Origin of the sequence: Clostridium sp. ZBS2 (genome assembly GCF_023845855.1) — a bacterium.
GTDB classification, from domain to species: Bacteria; Bacillota; Clostridia; order Clostridiales; family Clostridiaceae; genus Clostridium; species Clostridium aquiflavi.
On sequence record NZ_JAMQIF010000010.1, the window covers coordinates 260,054 to 278,242 of the forward strand.

Annotated in this window: 15 protein-coding genes and 1 pseudogene; 6 read left to right on the forward strand and 10 right to left on the reverse strand. The window is 27.3% G+C overall.

All coding sequences use genetic code 11. The features are described from left to right. Window positions 1-155 precede the first annotated feature (155 nt). A complete protein-coding gene (locus tag NG918_RS07565) occupies window positions 156-1,202 on the forward strand; it encodes a YdcF family protein (protein WP_252212066.1) in 1,047 nt (348 codons plus the stop codon). Window positions 1,203-1,545: 343 nt separating this feature from the next. On the opposite strand, the gene surE is transcribed toward NG918_RS07565, so the two are convergent. Together surE and NG918_RS07575 are read right to left on the reverse strand one after the other, a co-directional pair. After that, on the reverse strand, window positions 1,546-2,301 hold the full coding sequence (gene surE, locus NG918_RS07570; RefSeq protein WP_252225535.1) for a 5'/3'-nucleotidase SurE: 756 nt from the start codon (window positions 2,299-2,301) through the stop codon (window positions 1,546-1,548). Window positions 2,302-2,519: 218 nt separating this feature from the next. Continuing rightward, entirely contained in the window at window positions 2,520-4,202 is a 1,683-nt protein-coding gene (locus tag NG918_RS07575) for a HAMP domain-containing methyl-accepting chemotaxis protein (protein ID WP_252212062.1), read from the reverse strand. Window positions 4,203-4,663: 461 nt separating this feature from the next. Here NG918_RS07575 and NG918_RS07580 point away from each other — a divergent pair, with 461 nt between their 5' ends. After that, a complete protein-coding gene (locus NG918_RS07580) occupies window positions 4,664-5,302 on the forward strand; it encodes a glycosyltransferase (protein WP_252212060.1) in 639 nt (212 codons plus the stop codon). Between the two features lie 187 nt (window positions 5,303-5,489). Here the strand turns inward: NG918_RS07580 and NG918_RS07585 are convergent, their stop codons facing one another. Next, window positions 5,490-6,284, reverse strand: coding sequence for an HAD family hydrolase (locus NG918_RS07585; protein ID WP_252225536.1), 795 nt, complete (start codon window positions 6,282-6,284; stop codon window positions 5,490-5,492). A 121-nt stretch (window positions 6,285-6,405) separates the two neighbouring features. Here NG918_RS07585 and NG918_RS07590 point away from each other — a divergent pair, with 121 nt between their 5' ends. Further along, on the forward strand, window positions 6,406-7,170 hold the full coding sequence (locus NG918_RS07590; RefSeq protein ID WP_252212051.1) for a DeoR/GlpR family DNA-binding transcription regulator: 765 nt from the start codon (window positions 6,406-6,408) through the stop codon (window positions 7,168-7,170). 347 nt (window positions 7,171-7,517) lie between these two features. Here the strand turns inward: NG918_RS07590 and NG918_RS07595 are convergent, their stop codons facing one another. The 3 genes from NG918_RS07595 to NG918_RS07605 all read right to left on the reverse strand — a co-directional run bounded on the left by NG918_RS07595 (window position 7,518) and on the right by NG918_RS07605 (window position 10,231). Continuing rightward, window positions 7,518-8,495 carry a diaminopimelate dehydrogenase gene (locus NG918_RS07595; RefSeq protein ID WP_252225537.1) on the reverse strand — a complete coding sequence of 326 codons (978 nt, stop codon included), beginning with the start codon at window positions 8,493-8,495 and terminating at the stop codon, window positions 7,518-7,520. Between the two features lie 182 nt (window positions 8,496-8,677). Then, entirely contained in the window at window positions 8,678-9,610 is a 933-nt protein-coding gene (locus tag NG918_RS07600; protein WP_252212048.1) for a hypothetical protein, read from the reverse strand. A gap of 36 nt (window positions 9,611-9,646) precedes the next feature. Continuing rightward, window positions 9,647-10,231, reverse strand: a complete 585-nt coding sequence (locus tag NG918_RS07605; RefSeq protein ID WP_252212047.1) for an RNA polymerase sigma factor — start codon at window positions 10,229-10,231, stop codon at window positions 9,647-9,649. 435 nt (window positions 10,232-10,666) lie between these two features. Here NG918_RS07605 and NG918_RS07610 point away from each other — a divergent pair, with 435 nt between their 5' ends. Next, a complete protein-coding gene (locus tag NG918_RS07610; RefSeq protein WP_252212046.1) occupies window positions 10,667-11,749 on the forward strand; it encodes a VanZ family protein in 1,083 nt (360 codons plus the stop codon). 245 nt (window positions 11,750-11,994) lie between these two features. Here the strand turns inward: NG918_RS07610 and NG918_RS07615 are convergent, their stop codons facing one another. Further along, window positions 11,995-12,510: a MarR family transcriptional regulator gene (locus NG918_RS07615; RefSeq protein WP_252212044.1), complete on the reverse strand. Its 516-nt coding sequence runs from the start codon at window positions 12,508-12,510 to the stop codon at window positions 11,995-11,997. Between the two features lie 158 nt (window positions 12,511-12,668). On the opposite strand from NG918_RS07615, the pseudogene NG918_RS07620 reads away from it, so the two are divergent. Further along, window positions 12,669-13,247, forward strand: a pseudogene (locus NG918_RS07620) (cyclase family protein). 332 nt (window positions 13,248-13,579) lie between these two features. Here the strand turns inward: NG918_RS07620 and NG918_RS07625 are convergent. Then, complete coding sequence (locus NG918_RS07625; RefSeq protein WP_252225539.1) at window positions 13,580-14,866, reverse strand: endonuclease; 1,287 nt, start codon at window positions 14,864-14,866, stop codon at window positions 13,580-13,582. Between the two features lie 330 nt (window positions 14,867-15,196). On the opposite strand from NG918_RS07625, the gene NG918_RS07630 reads away from it, so the two are divergent. Continuing rightward, on the forward strand, window positions 15,197-15,577 hold the full coding sequence (locus NG918_RS07630) for a metal-dependent transcriptional regulator (RefSeq protein WP_252212035.1): 381 nt from the start codon (window positions 15,197-15,199) through the stop codon (window positions 15,575-15,577). A 56-nt stretch (window positions 15,578-15,633) separates the two neighbouring features. On the opposite strand, the gene NG918_RS07635 is transcribed toward NG918_RS07630, so the two are convergent. After that, entirely contained in the window at window positions 15,634-17,358 is a 1,725-nt protein-coding gene (locus NG918_RS07635) for an ABC transporter ATP-binding protein (protein ID WP_252212033.1), read from the reverse strand. Further along, window positions 17,355-18,185 carry an ABC transporter ATP-binding protein gene (locus NG918_RS07640; RefSeq protein ID WP_252212030.1) on the reverse strand — a complete coding sequence of 277 codons (831 nt, stop codon included), beginning with the start codon at window positions 18,183-18,185 and terminating at the stop codon, window positions 17,355-17,357. Before NG918_RS07640 ends, NG918_RS07635 begins: the two co-directional genes overlap by 4 nt. Window positions 18,186-18,189 lie beyond the last annotated feature (4 nt).

Sequence of the window (18,189 nt, forward strand, 5' to 3'; positions counted from 1 at the left end):
TTTATTTTTGTTCTTTTAATTACATAACTTTAATAATTAACTAGAATTATAAAAAATAAGAATTTCAATAATATAGTTATATTTTTACATTGACTTTTCATGTAATGCTAAATACTATCAATATAATAACTGAAAAATTTATATGGAGGTATATAATGATTATCTTATTAGGATTAACAACAATTACATTTTTAATTTTTCTATTTTCATACCTAAAAGATTCAAGAAAATTAATTAATGGATTTCTATTTAATATTTTCTTATTTTCAGCAATGATAACAACTGTTGATATTGCATTTGAAACACAAAATAGATTTTTAATACTTTTATTTCTTGTATTTTTTATAATTATGTTTATAGTTTTTGCTTTTGGTATTTATGCATTAATTGTAGGGTTATTTATAAATGCTAAAGTTGTCATAAAACGTGAAAGTAGAACTCCTGCTAACTTATTAACTTTTTTTCTTGCACTAGCATTAATACTATATTTAATTTGGTCTTTTGTAATAAGTAGTTGGAATTTTCCTGAGGAAGTAAAAGTTCTTTTAAGTGGAATAAATTTTGTTTTACTATACTATTTATTCGATGTTTTCAATTTTTTAATGATATCATTTCTTTATCAATTTAATAAGCCAAAACTTTGCCAAGATTTTGTTATTGTATTAGGCAGTGGATTAATTGGAGAGAGAGTTCCACCACTATTAGCTAGTCGTATTGATAAAGCTATTGAATTTTATAACAAACAAGGTACTGTAACTAATCCACCTAAAATTATTTTTTCTGGTGGTCAAGGATCTGATGAAAAAATTTCTGAAGCATTAGCTATGCAAAGATATGCTATCAAAAAAGGAATTCCTATTGAAGATACCATTTTAGAGGATAAATCAGTAAACACTTTACAAAACATGGTGTTTTCTAAAAAAATAATGGATAATTTAACTCCAAATACGCACTCTAGTATATTTGTAACAAATAATTTTCATTTATTTAGAGCTGGAATTTTTGCAAGAAAAGCAGGTTTAAAAAGTCAAGGAATTGGCTCTAAGACAGCATTTTATTTTTTACCAAATGCAATGATTAGAGAATATATTGCTTTTGTAGTTATGTATAAAAAAAGACATGCAATTATTACTTTATTAATATTGATTGTGAGTATACTTTTATCTCTAGTTCAATATTTCTTTGTGACACCTTACTTATAAATTTTATTTCGTACATAATTTTAATAGAACAAAATCGCTAAGGTGACTTTGGAGCCGTCGATTTTTTTAGCCATGCACCCTTTCCAAACGCAGTGCAGGAATAATGGTGCGGCATATGATTATTTTTTATTCTTTAGGGGTACTCATAATACCTTTAAAACACATTATTTTAAAAGTTATCCACAATTTTTTTAATAATATAAATTCCTAAAGAATAAAAAAATTGCACTTTAATATAGGCTCTGTTTTAAATATGTGTTAATATATGCAATAATTACTTGTTCCACTTTGCTTATGCATATATCAACACGCTACTAAAGCAGAGCCTAAAAAGTCCTTAAATTTATTCAAAAATTTTTTTAACTTCATTTAGTTCCTTAAAATTTGTAAAATCGAAATGTAATGGTGTTAATGTAACATAGCCTTGAGATAAAAAGTATAAATCACTTTCATCTTTTTCTATTTCATTTCTAACACCTCTAGTTTCATAAACTCTATCATCATCTTCTTGTAAAAGAACATATTCTGTTTTGTATGTAGATTTTCCAATCTTACATACTTTTAATCCTTTAATATCCTCTTCATTAATATTAGGAACATTAACATTTAATACTACATTCTTTTTTAAATATTTTTTCTCCGCTAAATTAACTACTTTACTTACCCAATTAGCAGCTTTACTGTAGTCCTCATCATCTCTATTCCAATCTACATCCATAGATATAGCAATGGATGGTACATCATAAATTGCTCCTTCTATTGCAGCTGAAACAGTACCTGAATATAGAATATCAATTCCACTATTAAAGCCTCTATTTATACCTGAAATAACAAGATCAATATCTTTAGCTAATAATGATATTCCAGCTTGAGTACAATCTGCTGGTGTTCCAACAATACTATAAGCCTTACAATCTAAGCCTTCAATCTTTTCTTCTCTAATTTTAATTGGTATATTAATAGATATAGAATGGCTTGATGCACTTTTTTGTTCTCTTGGTGCAACAACTATTACATTATGCTTTTCTAACATCTTTTCTGCCAAAGTTTTTATTCCTCTAGCACCTATACCATCATCGTTAGTAATTAAAATATTCATATTTCTCCTCCATATATTAAACCATATACTTTTATTAAATGGTAATTATGTTATTATTATACACCATAATTTTACTCTCATTAAATTTATTAATATTTTTTCAAAACAAATTAATATTAATGGTTTTTATTAATTATAATGTTTCAATCAATAAAGAGGCTTCATTCAATTAGAAGCCTCTTTTATTTTTTCTATATTTTAAGTTTATTATTTTAAATTTATTTTCTCAATTTAAGTCTTCTTATCATTGTATTCAAAGTTTCTGCTTGTGCTGTTAATTCTTCACTTGCAGCAGCACTTTCTTCTGATATTGCTGAATTAGATTGAATAATATCTGAAATTTGGATAATACCACTATTCACTTGTGCAATTGATTCTGCTTGTTCTTCTGATGAAGATGCTATATCACAAACTAATGCTGTAACTTTATTTACTTTATTAACTACTTCTAATAAATTTTCTGCTGTATTATTTGCTAAATTTTTCCCAGTAATTATGTTATTTATTGCTTCTTCAATTAATATAGCTGTTTGTTTTGAAGCTTGTGCACTTTGATTTGCTAACTTTCTTACCTCTTCAGCCACTACAGCAAAACCTTTTCCTGCCTCACCTGCTCTAGCTGCTTCTATTGCAGCATTTAATGCAAGCAAATTAGTTTGTGCTGCTATGTCATCAATAGCCTTAATAATATTATTTATATCATTGGATGATTTTTCTATCTTATTCATTGAGCTTAACATATTTTTCATTTCATCATTACTTTTTTGTACATCTTCAAGTAGTTTAATTGTTATCTCATTAGTATTATCTGCATTTTCAGCATTATTTTTTACTTTTTCATTTATTCTTTGCATTGATGCTGATAATTCTTCCACTGAACTTGCTTGATTTGTAGATCCTTCTGATAAAACTTGTGCAGTTGTTGAAACTTGTTCTGAGCCTCCAGTAACTTGATTAGATGCCTCTCTAATTTCACCAAATACTTCATTTAAGGATTGCAAAATATTATATAATGAACTTTTTATTTCAAGAAAGTTTCCCTTATACTCTACTTCAGTTTCTATGTTCAAGTTTCCATTTGAAACATTCTCCAAAACATTCTCTATATCATCAATATAAGCCTTTAAAGATTTAACCATTTTAGAAAATGCATCAGTTAATTCTCCAATTTCATCCTTTGATGTTGATTCAATTGAAACATTTAAATTTCCTTGTGATATTTCATTCGCAATATTTACCATGTCATTTATTGGATTACTTATCAACTTTGAAATACGCTTTGCCAATACTATAGTTAATACAAAAGAAATTATTATACATGATATTACTGCCAATATTGCAATGAATGATAATATTCTTAATCTATTTGAAACTTTATCACAATCAATAATATTATTATTTAAAAGTTCATCTGCTAAAGTAGTTATATTTGCTATAACAGGTTTACCTTCTTTTCTAAATAAATCTAATGATTCCTGATTTTTATTACCTAGCCCTAAATTAACTACTTTTGTTCTAACAGTATCATACTTTTCAACTGAATCCTTAAGATTATTAAATATTTCTTTTTCTTTATCTGTCATACTTTTATTTCCAATTTCTTGTAATAATTCACTTATTTTATTCTCACATTCATCAAGTAAGTTTTGAGATTCTAATAGTTCATCCTTATTTTCTAAAAATATAATATCACGTACAATCGCTCTAGATTTTTGAATCTCCATACCTAATTTCCCAATATCACCTTGTGAAAATCCATAATTAACCAAAGCATATTGATAATCCTTATTAGTTTTTATTAGAAAACCAAGTGCAATTAAACCTGATATTATTGAAATTATTGCTATTCCAATAAATGAAACTATTAGTTTTTTATATATTGGCATATCTTTAATCTTCATGAAATCCTCCTTAGTATTTTTCCTCATCTGTTAAGTTATATGAGCATTGCTCTTCTCAAATTTTAGAAACACAATAAATTTAGCTTGGATAAGTAGTTTGACAAAAAATATTAATTAACAAACTTATTCAACTTTCAAAGAATTAGTAGTTCTGCAAAATGTTAATCTATTTTTCATAAGAACCTAATAGAATCAGATTTGATATGATAAAATTAAATCTAAAAATAATATAACATATAATTTATCACTTGTAAATGAAAACCATTATCATATTATAGATGCTTTTATTGTGATAAATTGGATATTTTAATAGCAATATTTATAATATTATCGTATGCATACATTCATTGTCTACTTCATTTACTACTTTTAACAAATCACGCTCCATATTTAGCAGTATAAATTTATATAATCTTGAACAAACTAAAATCAAATTTTACTGTTGAAAGGACTATATAACTATGAAAGGAATTTTAAGAAATTTATTATTATCATCATTTCTATTAACTTTAATTTTAGTACCAGTTAAATCTCAAGCGTCAGAAAAAGGTATCCCTTGTAACAAGGCTACATGTGATTTAAGAATGTCAGAGCAAATTCTTTGGATAGATCATGTTTCATGGACTAAAAGCTTTATTACAAGTGATCTATCCTCACTTGAAGATAAAAAAACTGTACTAGAAAGACTTCTTAAAAATCAAGATGACATTGGAAATTCAATTAAACCTTATTACGGAGAAGCTGCTGGAAATAAACTTTCTGTACTACTAAGGGAGCATATAGAACTTGCAGGGCAAGTTACTGATGCTGCTAAAAGTGAAAATAAAGATGATTTAGAAAAATATAATAAACTTTGGTATGAAAATGCTGATAAAATATCCGATTTTTTAAGTTCTGCTAATCCTAACTATTCAAACAAAGTTTTAAAAGATATGCTATATAAACATCTACAATTTGTTACAGATCAAGTTGTAGCCAGCTTAAATAAAGATTGGAAATCCGATATTGAATCATATGATAAAGGTGAAAAACATATGATTATGTTTGCAGATATACTTACTGACGGTATAATTAAACAATTTCCACAAAAATTCAAATAGTTAATATATAAATTTATGATAAAAATAGAACCGTATCTATTTATTTATGATACGGTTCACCCCAACACCTTCTAATTTTCTATCTTTAATCTTCTAACTCCAAATCAATATTTTTATTTAATAAATTTATCATTATAATTAATATATAATTCTATTTGAAATCAATATATTAAACTTTTTTTATTCCTTAGCAAACCACATATCTTTCTATTCCTATTGCTACCCCATCATTATGTACAGTATCAGTAACTTTTTTTGCATATTTCTTAACTTCATCGCAAGCGTTTCCCATTGCTATTCCACATCCAACTGTTGATAGCATTTCTATATCATTTTTTCCATCTCCAAATGCATAGCTATTTTCAATGGGAATATCTAAGTGTTCTAAAGCTTTTAATATTCCAGTTGCTTTAGTATTTTTCTTTGAATATAGTTCAAAAGATTTCTCATCTATGCTGCTAAAATAATCATAATCAGAATTACTCTTTACTAATGATAAACATAATCTTGAAGCTTCATCATCAGTACATAGCATTTCTACTTTATGAACATTAATTTCTTCAATATCATAATCACTTTTTATATATCTTCTAGAAATCCCTAAACTGTCATAAAAATTATAAAACTCTTTATAATCTTCTTTCATATATGAGTAAAGTTCTCCTTCTAAAATATATTGGATATTATGTCTTTCAAATTTAGATATTAGATTTTTTACAAACTCTTTATTAATAGGATCACTATATATCGTTTTATTATCAATTATCACTTGAGCTCCATTTGCTAAAATAAAACCATCAAATCCAAACTCTAATATGGCTTGGCTCAAAAATGCATATGGTCTACCAGAAGCAATAAAAACATAATTTCCATTAGCTTGTAAGAAACGAATTACCTTTTTAACTTTTGGTGTAATATCTAATAATCCATTAAAACAATCTAATAATGTTCCATCTATATCTAAAAATATAATTTTTTTCATAAATCCATCCCCTATTTTCTTATTTATTCTGATTTTATATCGTTTATTCTCATTTGTCAATTGAATTTATAGTTGTTTTATATTAAAATGATAATAAATGATAATTTAAGGAGATATAAAAATGTTTATAGAAGAACGTTATAAATATATTTTAGATTTATTGGATAAAAACGGAAAAGTATTGGTTAAAGATTTAAGTAAAGAATTTAATGTAAGTGAAAGCATGATTAGAAAAGACCTTCAAGCTTTAGAGAAAAAAAATCTATTACAGCGTACTTACGGTGGTGCTATAAATGTAAAACATTCACTTGTTAATTGTCAAAGTTTTAGTAAACGTGTGGTTGAAAACATTGATTTAAAGGAAATTGTTGCTCAAAAAGCTTTTAATCAAATAAATGAAAATGATACTATTTTTTTAGATGCATCAACTATTTCATATATGATTGCAAAATTAATAGTAAAAAATGATACACCCATAACTTTAATCACAAATATGTTTGAAATATCATCATTAATTCCTGAAAATTCAAAGACACATTTTATTTTTATTGGTGGAGACTATAATGTATTTGTAGGTGGTAGCATTGGATCGTATTCTATTGAGCAAATAAAAGAATATCGTTGTAATAAAGCATTTCTAGGTTGTACTGGGATTGACCTTAGTGATGGTAGTATAAGCACTGCCATTTCAGAGGATTCATGTACTAAAAAGGCTATAATAAGCATATCTAAAGAATTATTTTTAGTAATGTTAAATGAGAAATTTAAAACAAATGGCAGTTTTATTTTTTCAAATGCTGTTGATTTTCATGGTATTATTACTGAAGATTTACCTGATAAATCTATAATTAATTTACTTGAAGAATACTATGTTAATTTAATATAATATTTTCTTTTAGTAAATAATTTATATAATAAATAAAATATTATTAGTAATATAGATTATTATATATAAATAAGACTATGTTTTAAAACAGTGTTGATATATGCAATAGGTGAAGTGGTATTGTAATTGGACTATACTCATTTTAGAATTCCTAAGTTCAATTACTCCGCCCACTTTGCTTATGCATATATCAACACTCTGCTAAAACATAGCCATAAATAAAAGAGATAAATGAGCTTATATATTAATCCATTTATCTCTTTTGTTAATTAATAACTTAATTTTTATTTACTAGATAATACTTTGCTAGCCTATATAACATTTTAGCAATTTTTAAATACTAAATATTATAATAATTCTTTTCTTAACTCTTCTGGTGATTTTGCTGAAAGATATGCTGGTGGAACATCAAATACTGTGCAAGCACCTATTTTTCCTTCTTTAGCCATCTTAACAATTGCTCTAGCATATGCAACTAATACACTTGAAGTAAACTCTGGATTACTCTCTAATGAAAGTGAAAATTCTATTTTCTCCTTATTTCCATTACCTGTAACCCCTGTTCTTATAACAAAACCTCCATGTGGCATTCCTGAATGATTTTTCTTTAATTCTTCTTCACTTATAAAGTTAACTTCCGTATCATAGTCTGAAAAATAATTTGGCATAGTCTTAATTTCATTCTCTACTCTTGTCTTATCTGCACCATCTTCTAATACAACATAACAAACTCTTAGATGTTTTTCTCTAGTTGTAAATTCTGGATTTTCACCAGTTCTAACTTTTGATAATGCTTCTTCTTTAGGAATTGTATATTGTTTTCCGTCTTTAACTCCATCTATTCTTCTTATAGCATCTGAGTGACCTTGACTTACACCTTTACCCCAAAAAGTATAATCTTTTCCTTCTGGTAAAATTGATTGACCTATTAATCTATTTAAAGAAAATAAACCTGGATCCCAACCAACTGAAATTATACTTAAAGTTCCAGCAGATTTAGCAACCTTATCAATTCTTTCAAAATATTGTGGAATCTTTGCATGTGTATCAAAACTATCTACAGTATTAAACATTTCTGCGATCTTAGGTCCTTGTTCCGGTAAGTCAGTAGCTGATCCTCCGCAAAGTATCATAACATCAATTTTATCTTTATATTCTGCGATTTTTGAAATATGTATAGCATTTAAGCCATCTTCAATAGAAACTCCTTCTCTTCTTGTAAATACAGCCTCTAACTCTATGTCGTCATTTTGTTTGATTGCCTTTAATACCCCTCTTCCTAAATTCCCATATCCAATTACTCCAACTTTAATTTTATTTTCCATATACTATAGCCTCCGTTTTTATTTTAATTAATTACTATTTTACCATATTTTATTTATATAATTTATTGAAAGTAAATTAATAGCAATAATATTTACTGAATCCAACACAATAAAAAATGAGTACCTTTTTCAGCTACTCATTTTATTAATCATATTCTACTTTTTTATATTTATATTTTATTCTATGATTGCTTCAAAATTTTTATATAATCTTCTGCAAATTGTATTGCTGCATCAACATGAGAAGAATCATTTCCAATATATAAACAATATCTTACTCCGTCATAGTTCCATTCCATATCATAACGTTCATCTATGGCAATTGGTTTATTTTCCAGATCAGTTACACCTTCACCTTCTGAATTCTTCTTCACATTATATTTAACATTTTTTCCTTGTGATATTCTACATTTAATATCATTAATATTTATTTCTTTTTCATCATCTTCAAGTTGTTTTGAAGAATTTTCATTATATTTAAATAAGGTTAATCGGAATTTGTGTCCTTGATTATCTACATATGTTAAACCAGGCATCATAGTAACCTTATAATCCTTACTAAGCTCATCAAAAGTTTTCTCATCATCTATTGCCTTCTCTAATTTGTCACGTACCTCACTTGAATCCTTATATTTTACACCATCAGCCATTATTGTTACACCTGGTTCCATAACATAATCTTCTATTTTTTCATATGAATAATTTCCTATTTTTTCAGGTAAATTAATTTTAAAACCAATTCTTCTTTCCATATCTTCCTTATTCTCATCTGTTATTGGTACAACACCAAAACCAACTGGAACCTTTTCATCTTCCGATCTTTCTACAATATTACCAGATTCATCAGTTATAAATATTGTTCTAAAGACTTCCTGTGCAGCTGCTCTAACTTCTGGTGAAACTGTAAAAACTCCAACAATAGAAAATGCTGCACAACATGCAGTAATCAACGCCGCTTTTTTTATATTTTTTATTTTAAAATAACTCATATTAGTCACTCCTTGTTCTTTTTTATTCCAAGCATCATTAAAAATATCTCTTGATGCTTTAATATTATTAGCACTATCATCCATAGCTGATTTTATTAAACTGTCAAATTTATCATTCTTATTCATTCTAATACACTCCTTTATCTATATAGTTGACTTACACTATATTTGTTTGCATTTAACTTCTGCTAGATGATTTTGGTTTTCAAAACAATCACCCAATTGCTTTTTTAAAGCACCTCTTGCATAGAATAAACGGGATTTTACTGTTGCTTTAAAGCATCCAGTTACTTTTGAAATTTCTTCTATTGACATATCATTAAAGTAATATAAAATAACAACAGTTTTTAAATTTTCACTTAAATTATTAATTGCACTTTTTACTATGTGCTTTGTTTCATAAGTATCAATTATATTTTCTTCATTTTGTTTTTCATTATAAAACAAAGCTTCATTTTCTGATGTTATATCAGTAGGAACTAGCATTGATTGTTTTTTAGACATTTTCCAGCCTGTGCGAACAAGAATTCTAAAAAACCATATTTTAAATGCTTCAGGATCTTTAAGCTTATCTATTTCCATAAAACATTTCATATAAGTTTCCTGAAGAATGTCCTCTGCAATTCCTCTTTTTCCAGATAAAAAATAAGCAGTGGCCAATGCTTTCTTTTCTACGGTTTGCAAAAGTTCCTGAAATGCCTCCTTTTCCCCTAGCTTACAACGCATTATTGTGTCTTGGATATCCAACTTTTACATCTCCTTTCTTTTTGCATTCTATAATATAAGAGCATAACTATATCATTTAGGTTTTGTTAATTTATTATTTTTTTAAATTTTAGTCTTATAACATAAAAAATCTCTTTATATTTATAATTATTTTTAATTCAATTTTATTGCAATTTTTAATCTTAGAATAGCAAAAGGAGTACCTTTTTCAGATACTCCTTTCATCGTCTATATACAAAGTTATTAAACTATAATTTATATTCAATTTTATTAACCATATTTCCTTTAGTTTATTTCTATTTATTTATGATTTGATTCTTTTTATTGTTTTATTACACTATATATTTCAAATGACTGTAAATATTAATTGTAGATGTGTTATTATGCTGATATACTTCTTAATATATAAATCGTAACTGTGATAAAATTTTACTAATGATGGAGGATAATTTAAAAATGATGCATTATGTTTTCCCTATTAAAATAGCTATGCTAACTTTTTCTATTTTAGCTATATTTATTACGATTCCTTTTAGTTTATATCAATATAGAAAATATGGATATATTAATAAATTTAGGACTCTTATTTTATATTCATTTTTACTATACTTATTATGTACTTATTATTTAATAATATTGCCACTACCTCTTACTACTGACATTCGTAGTTTACAAGCAGAAGGAACTCAGCATATTCAATTAATACCTTTTAATTTTATTATTGACATTTTTAAAGAAACTGATATTGTATTTTCCAAACCTTTTACATATATAAATATTCTTAAAGAAAGAGCTTTTTTACAAGCTGCATTTAATGGAATTTTACTTACGCCACTTGGTATTTACTTAAGATATTATTTCAAAAAAGATTTAAAGAAAACTATACTTATAACTTTTTTAGTTTCATTGTTCTTTGAACTTACTCAACTATCTGGTTTATATGGTATATACAATGCTCCATATAGACTTTTTGACGTGGATGATTTAATCTTAAATACTTTTGGTGGATTCTTAGGCTATTTAATAGCTCCATTATTTACATACTATCTTCCTAAATCAAATACATTAGATGACAATATAGATTTACAAAAACTTAAAGTGGGATATGTAAGAAGATTTTTTGCATTCTATATAGATTGGTTTATATTGGGCTTTATTCCTAATATTAATTCCAATTTGTTTGTAAAATCTTTAATAGTATTTATTTACTTTATTGTACTTGTCTATTTAACTAATGGTCAAACTCTTGGAAAATATTTGTTTAAAATAAGAATTAAAGGAAAACATGAAAAGCTATCATTTAAAGAAATTTTTATACGATATGGAATTCTTTATTATGGAGTTTTTGGTGTAAATAAAATCTTATTTACTGCTATTGACTTAAATAAAATTGACTATGCTAATTATATTATTGTCATCATGCTTATAGCTATAGTAATTAACTTATTAATATTTGTACACCTTTTACTAAGTATAATAAAGAAAGATAATATGCTGTTTTATGAAAAATTGAGTAATACAAAAAATATTATTATATAATATTAAAATAAGAAAGACTTAGTATAATAATACATCTAAGCCTTTCTTATTTATAAATTTTAATACGATATTAATTAAAGACCCTGTAATCTAATACTTCTTTCCGTATAACCCCTAAGTGAAGTTCATCTTTTTATTCCGCTGTAAACTCTAAGTTACTATAATATTTACTTATCATAATAATATATGATTTACAGTATCTCCAATTTCATTGTTTATATTCCATAATATCTATAATCTATTTCCTATATAATCTTTTTTAAATCATCTAAAAATTTTAAAATAGTAGTTATTTCTTCATCCTTATACTTATTCAAAATTTCCATTAACTTTTCTTGTTCTTTTTTATGAAAATATTCATGTAATTTAAACAAGGCCATACCTTTCACTGTTAGGCTATAATAAATTTCTTTTTTATTATTTTCTATCTTATCTGCATTAATAATCTCCTTTGAAAGAAGCTTTGAATTTATTTTTGATATACCACCTTTAGTCATATAAAGCTCTTTTGCTATGAATATATTATTAGCCATATTATTTTTACCTATACATTCAATAACATGAAACTCTGATAATGATATATCTCTTATATCATCTTCTGATATTTTACTAAGTTCCTTCCTAACCTCTTCTTCATCTTCTTTTATGTTTAAAATTGCTTGAATTAAATTTTTCTCTTGGTTTTTGTTTGAATCACTTACATGATTTATAAAAGAAATCACTTTTTCAAATAATGCCCCTGACTTATCATCTATTATCATAAATCTGCCCCCATTTAGTTTCTTAGTTAACAATATATATTATAATTCAAAAATTTTTTTATTCAATACTATCAAAATTGTTTACAAGGAAACCTTCTTTATGATATTATTAAAATAGTTTCCAAGGAAACGTTTTTAATTTAATGGAGGTTTTAAAAATGAAAATTGATTTAACATTAGAAATTAGCAAGGAAGTACTTTCCTCAACTCTTAAGAAGGCAATAAATGAGGATAAAGCCTTCGGATCTATAGGTCATATAGGAACTCATTTTGATATTATGAATAAAGAGTTTCCTCTTGATTATATAAATAGAATTGGAAAAATATTTAATGTATCTCACATAAGAAATAGTGAGATTTCATTAAAGGATATTAACCTAAACGAAATTAAGGAAAATCACTTTATTATTTTTTATACTGGCTACTTAAAAGAGATGGGCTATGGAACAGCTGAATACTTAACAGATTATCCTGAGCTTTCTAAGGAATTAATTGATTATTTAATAAATAGAAAAGTTAGTCTAATAGGAATAGATTCACCTTGAATAAAAAAAAGTTCTGAACACAGATATATAGATCAGTATTGTGCAGATAGAAATATATTTATTGTTGAGAATATAAATAATCTTGATCTATTATGGTCAGAGGCCAAGAATAATTCTTTTACTATGCACACTTTTCCTCTTAATATAAGAGGTGCAACAGGTCTTACATCTAGGGTAATAGCCGAACTATAAAATCATGTGATTCTTTATAAATAATTTTGTACAAACTACGTATTAGACACTATTTATTGATAATAATTTTTATAAAAATATATAATTAGGAAATATTATAAACTAAAAAATGATATGCTCCCTTTATAGTAGACAGTTAAAATAATAAAACTGTTTTTATAAAGGGGGTATTTTTTATGTCAAGAAAAGCCAAATGTTCTCTTGATGAATATATAGATTTTTATAATCAAAAAGATTACAGAAAAAGTTAAAAAGTATGACTCCAATAGAATATCGAAGTCATACTTTAAGTAGCATACTTTTTTACTTAAACTCCCTAAGCTTTTTTAGTTTTAATTCCAAATTTCATTTGCCCATTCTGGATGATCAATAAAAGGATTTCTATTGTGCTGATATTTTTTGTATATTATATCATTTCTCCTTTTTTCAAGTTCATCAACAGGGTCTTGGTTATTCCATTGAAGCAATGTGCTTAATTTTCCCATGTATGGATTAGCCCCATTATTAACTTTATTATTCAATTCTAGATCTACTTCTCCTCTATCACCTTCATATCTTACATCCATGTAAAATAACATTCTAGCGATATCACCTTTTACACTCTCTCTTGGTTCCCATGAATCATTATCATATTTACATAAAGTAGCTTCACTATGTGGAACTCCACCATTATCAAAATCTAAATTTCCTCTTGAACTGTTTACAGATACATCTGCTGGTCTTAAATGATGTAAATCTGTTCCTGGACCTGCTTTAGTTCCAAAATTACCATGTGACTTTGCCCAAACATGCTCTCTATTCCAATTATTCACGCCTGCTCCTTTTGTGTTTTTTCCTTGAGAACGACCTGTATATAATAATATTACGTTATTTGTATTATTAGGATCTTCATCTGTATCCATCAATGCTTCCCAAACAGCAGCGTATGATAACTTTTTATTATCATCAATTATTTCATGAAGTGATGATTTTAAAGCTTTTCCACTCTTTCCAATAGCATCTGTATAATAGGTATCATCATATGAAGTTGCTGTATCAGTAATTATTGTATCATTACTACTTACCTCGTCATTTCCACTAACATCATCCTCAATGATTACATCTGAATTATTTTCACCTGCTGATGTATTTCCACTTAAATCAGTATCAGAAGTACTTACCTCTGAAGAAGTTACTTTTGTTATACTAGTAATATTTTTTAATCCATCATGTGAAAAATATGAAGTTAAATAACCGGTAACATTAACTTGACTCCCTTGTAAATCTGGGTTTGTTTTTAGTCCAAAAGAATTTCTATATGTTGCAGGAATTTTAACATAAATCATATTTAATGTATTTGTTTCTGTTGCGCTATCTGCAATTGCAATAGCAGTATCTCCAGTATATACACTTGTTAAAACTCTATCAGTAGCTATTGGCTGTCCAATTATATATCCCTGAACAGTTTTTAATGTATTGTTTTGATTTTCTATAGCTTCAGTTACTGAATATGGCTCTGTGCTTGTTCCATTTCCAATCATAGCATATGTTGTGTTAGGTATAGAAAAAGAAAAAACTAAGACTAAACTAAGTATAAATGACAATGTAAACCTTTTGATTTTAAACTTTGCATTATTCAATATTATGCCTCCTGAAATATTTATTAATAATCCGTTTTAATGCATAGCTTCCCCCTCTTTATAGCAATGCATTTAAATATACCAGATTATTATGTTTTAATATATTCTAAATATTTAGGATATATTAATGAAAATGAAAATTTTTATATTTACATAATTCACTAAATTTTTATTTAGATAAAAGAAGAAAGAAAGCCTATTGTCATATTAAATATATCAAACTTCTTTGACCCTCTTTTATATATGATTAAAAATATGTTATTATTATTAAAAGACTTTTTATTAATATAGAGTGAATAAAATCAACTTTAAAAATCACAGGAGATTTGTATGGAAAAACTTACTTTTGTAATGGAAAATTATTTAGAAGCTATCTATGAGTTATCAGAAGAAGGCAACGGAGTTAAAATGACTCGTATAGCAGAAAAGCTTGGAGTAACTAAAGCAAGCACTAATAGCGCTATGGTAACTTTAGCTGAAAAGGGACTTATAACTAATGAAAGATATAAGGAAATATTTTTAACTCCTTTAGGCTTAGAAATAGCTAGATTTACATCTAAAAAGCATCACATTATTAAAGATTTCTTTATAAAAATTCTAAACATCGATATCTCTATTGCAGATGAAGACGCTTGTGCTATAGAACATGTTATTAGTTCAGATTCTGTTTATGCTATGCAAAAATTTCTTTCAGAACATGAGAATAAATAAAAAAATCAACGACTCAAAATTGCTTTGGCGATTTTAAGCAGTTAATTTTTTTACCTTTAAGATACCTGACTTCTATAGAGCATAGCATAAGTTCCTCCAGAACGAATCAGTTCATCATGGGTTCCCGTTTCTTTAATGCCTGTTCCTTCTAAAACTACAATTTTATCTGCATTAAGGATAGTTGATAATCTATGAGCAATTACTATAGTTGTTCGATCTTTTGAAATTTCATCTAATGCAGCTTGAATTTCTTTCTCTGTTTTTGTATCAAGAGCTGACGTTGCTTCATCTAAAATAAGAATAGGTGAATTTCTAAGAATTGCTCTAGCTATGGAAATTCTCTGTTTCTGTCCTCCAGAAAGACGTACTCCACGCTCACCTATTATGGTATCATAACCATTTTCTAAATTCTCAATAAAATCATGAGCATTAGCTGCTTTTGAAGCCTCAAGAACCTGCTCCCTAGTAGCTTCTTTCCAGCCATAAACAATATTTTCATAAATTGTTCCGTTAAATAAAAAGGTGTCCTGCAAAACCATGCTTATATTGTCCCTAAGACTCTTTAAAGTTACATCTTTAATATCTATTCCATCGATTAAAATGCTTCCATTCTGAGGATCATAAAAGCGATTTAAAAGGCTAGCTATTGTGGTTTTACCAACTCCAGTTGCCCCAACGAAAGCTACAGTTTCTCCCGGATTTACTTTTAAATTTATATTTTTCAAAACGTTTATCTCATCATTGTAGGAGAAAGAAATTCCCTTAAACTCAACTTCTCCTTTAACCCTAGGTATTTTCTTTGCATTAACTTTTTCTTTAACATCTGTAACTTCATCCATAACCTCAAAGACACGCCTACATCCTGCAACTGCGTTACCTGACATTTCCATAAGCCTTGAAAAACTCTTTATAGGTCCATAAAACATACCAAGATACATAGAAAATCCTACAATATCCCCAATATTAACTTCTCCTCTTGAAACCATAAATCCGCCAAATATTATAACTATAACAGAACCTAGAGCCGTGAAAAATGTAAGAAGTGGAAAAGTGGTTTCAAAAAAGAAGCTTGCCCTTAAGTATGTCTTACTATGTTTCATAGAAAGGTTCTTAATCCTTTTTTCTTCTCTTTCCTGTTGATTGAATATCTGTATTTCTTTAATTCCAGAAAAATTATCTTGCACAGTACCAGAAAGTTCTCCTCTAACCATAGAATTCTGCTTCCATATAGGAGAAAGATACTTACTCTGCCAAAGAGTAATTATAATAAGAAAAGGAATAGCAACAAGACTTATAAAAGCTAACTTTACATTAATAGAAAATAATAATATCCCTACACCTACGAAAGTCAATATATTAACAACAAAATCAGGAATTACGTGAGCTAAAAGAATCTCTACCTCCATAACATCATTAATAACTCTGCTAGTTAAATCTCCTGTACGACTTTTATTAAAATACTTAAGCCCCATATGTTGAAGCTTAGAGTAAAGTTCTGTTCTCATATCTGCAACATAATGCAAAGCTGCATGATGGTTTAAATATCCTGAAATAGAGCTTCCAGCTGATTGAAGTATAGTTGCAACTAAAAGCATCAATCCTATTCGTAAAGATTGAGCTCCAAAATCAGAGCTTCCTTCTGTTGCTATACTTGTAAGCTCTCTTAAGGCCCAGGGATTATAAAATCCTGCTATAGTAGAAATAATAACAGCTATTAATGCTAATATTAAATAAATCCAATATCTTCTGGCTCCTATAAAAATACGTAAAGTGGTCCTCATATACCTACCGCCTCCTTTTCCTTCAATTGCACATCCTCATTTTCATCTATAATATCATAGGTAATGCATACTGGACGATTGCTCTTAGGCTCAATAACAACATCAGCATTAATATTGAAGGTTTTTCTAAGAACCTCTGGAGTCATAACTTCTTCAGGAGTTCCATGTTTTATGATGGCTCCTTTTTGAATAGCAATAATATAGTCAGAAAATCTTGCAGCAAGATTTAAATCATGAAGTACCATAACAATAGTACACTTTTGATTACGGTTAAGCTCATATAAAAGCTTTAAAACCTCTAATTGGTGAGCAAGGTCAAGATAAGTAGTAGGTTCATCTAATAAAATTAAATCAGTTTGCTGTGCTAGAGCCATAGCAATCCAAACTCTCTGTCTTTGCCCTCCTGATAAAGTATCAACTTCTCTTCTCTCAAATTCACTTAACTTAGTTGCAGCTAAAGCCCATTTAACAATTTTTTTATCTTCCTCCGTGAGATTTCCAAAACCTTTTTGATGAGGGAAACGTCCATATGCAACTAGCTCACTTACAGTAAGTCCACTTGGTGCATTAGGAGTTTGAGGAAGTATGGCCATCTTTTTAGCTATTTCTTTTGTAGGTAATTTACTTATATCTTGTCCACTTAGATGTACTATACCCTTCTTAGGCTTTAATATACGTCCAACAGCTTTCAAGATAGTTGATTTACCGCAGCCATTTGCTCCTATAATAGAAGTTATCTTTCCCTTTGGTATCTGCATATTTAATTCTTTTACAATAAGAGTATCCTCATAAGCTATATCTAAATTTTTAGTTTCAATACTTTTCATACAA

Excerpts from the sequence above, each read along its gene's own strand:
- NG918_RS07615 (WP_252212044.1), bottom strand. The coding sequence starts at position 12,510 with ATGATAATAGATGATAAGTCAGGGGCATTATTTGAAAAAGTGATTTCT.
- NG918_RS07610 (WP_252212046.1), top strand. The coding sequence starts at position 10,667 with ATGATGCATTATGTTTTCCCTATTAAAATAGCTATGCTAACTTTTTCT.
- surE (WP_252225535.1), bottom strand. The coding sequence starts at position 2,301 with ATGAATATTTTAATTACTAACGATGATGGTATAGGTGCTAGAGGAATA.
- NG918_RS07585 (WP_252225536.1), bottom strand. The coding sequence starts at position 6,284 with ATGAAAAAAATTATATTTTTAGATATAGATGGAACATTATTAGATTGT.
- NG918_RS07565 (WP_252212066.1), top strand. The coding sequence starts at position 156 with ATGATTATCTTATTAGGATTAACAACAATTACATTTTTAATTTTTCTA.
- NG918_RS07575 (WP_252212062.1), bottom strand. The coding sequence starts at position 4,202 with ATGAAGATTAAAGATATGCCAATATATAAAAAACTAATAGTTTCATTT.
- NG918_RS07580 (WP_252212060.1), top strand. The coding sequence starts at position 4,664 with ATGAAAGGAATTTTAAGAAATTTATTATTATCATCATTTCTATTAACT.
- NG918_RS07590 (WP_252212051.1), top strand. The coding sequence starts at position 6,406 with ATGTTTATAGAAGAACGTTATAAATATATTTTAGATTTATTGGATAAA.
- NG918_RS07640 (WP_252212030.1), bottom strand. The coding sequence starts at position 18,185 with ATGAAAAGTATTGAAACTAAAAATTTAGATATAGCTTATGAGGATACT.
- NG918_RS07600 (WP_252212048.1), bottom strand. The coding sequence starts at position 9,610 with ATGAATAAGAATGATAAATTTGACAGTTTAATAAAATCAGCTATGGAT.
- NG918_RS07595 (WP_252225537.1), bottom strand. The coding sequence starts at position 8,495 with ATGGAAAATAAAATTAAAGTTGGAGTAATTGGATATGGGAATTTAGGA.
- NG918_RS07630 (WP_252212035.1), top strand. The coding sequence starts at position 15,197 with ATGGAAAAACTTACTTTTGTAATGGAAAATTATTTAGAAGCTATCTAT.
- NG918_RS07635 (WP_252212033.1), bottom strand. The coding sequence starts at position 17,358 with ATGAGGACCACTTTACGTATTTTTATAGGAGCCAGAAGATATTGGATT.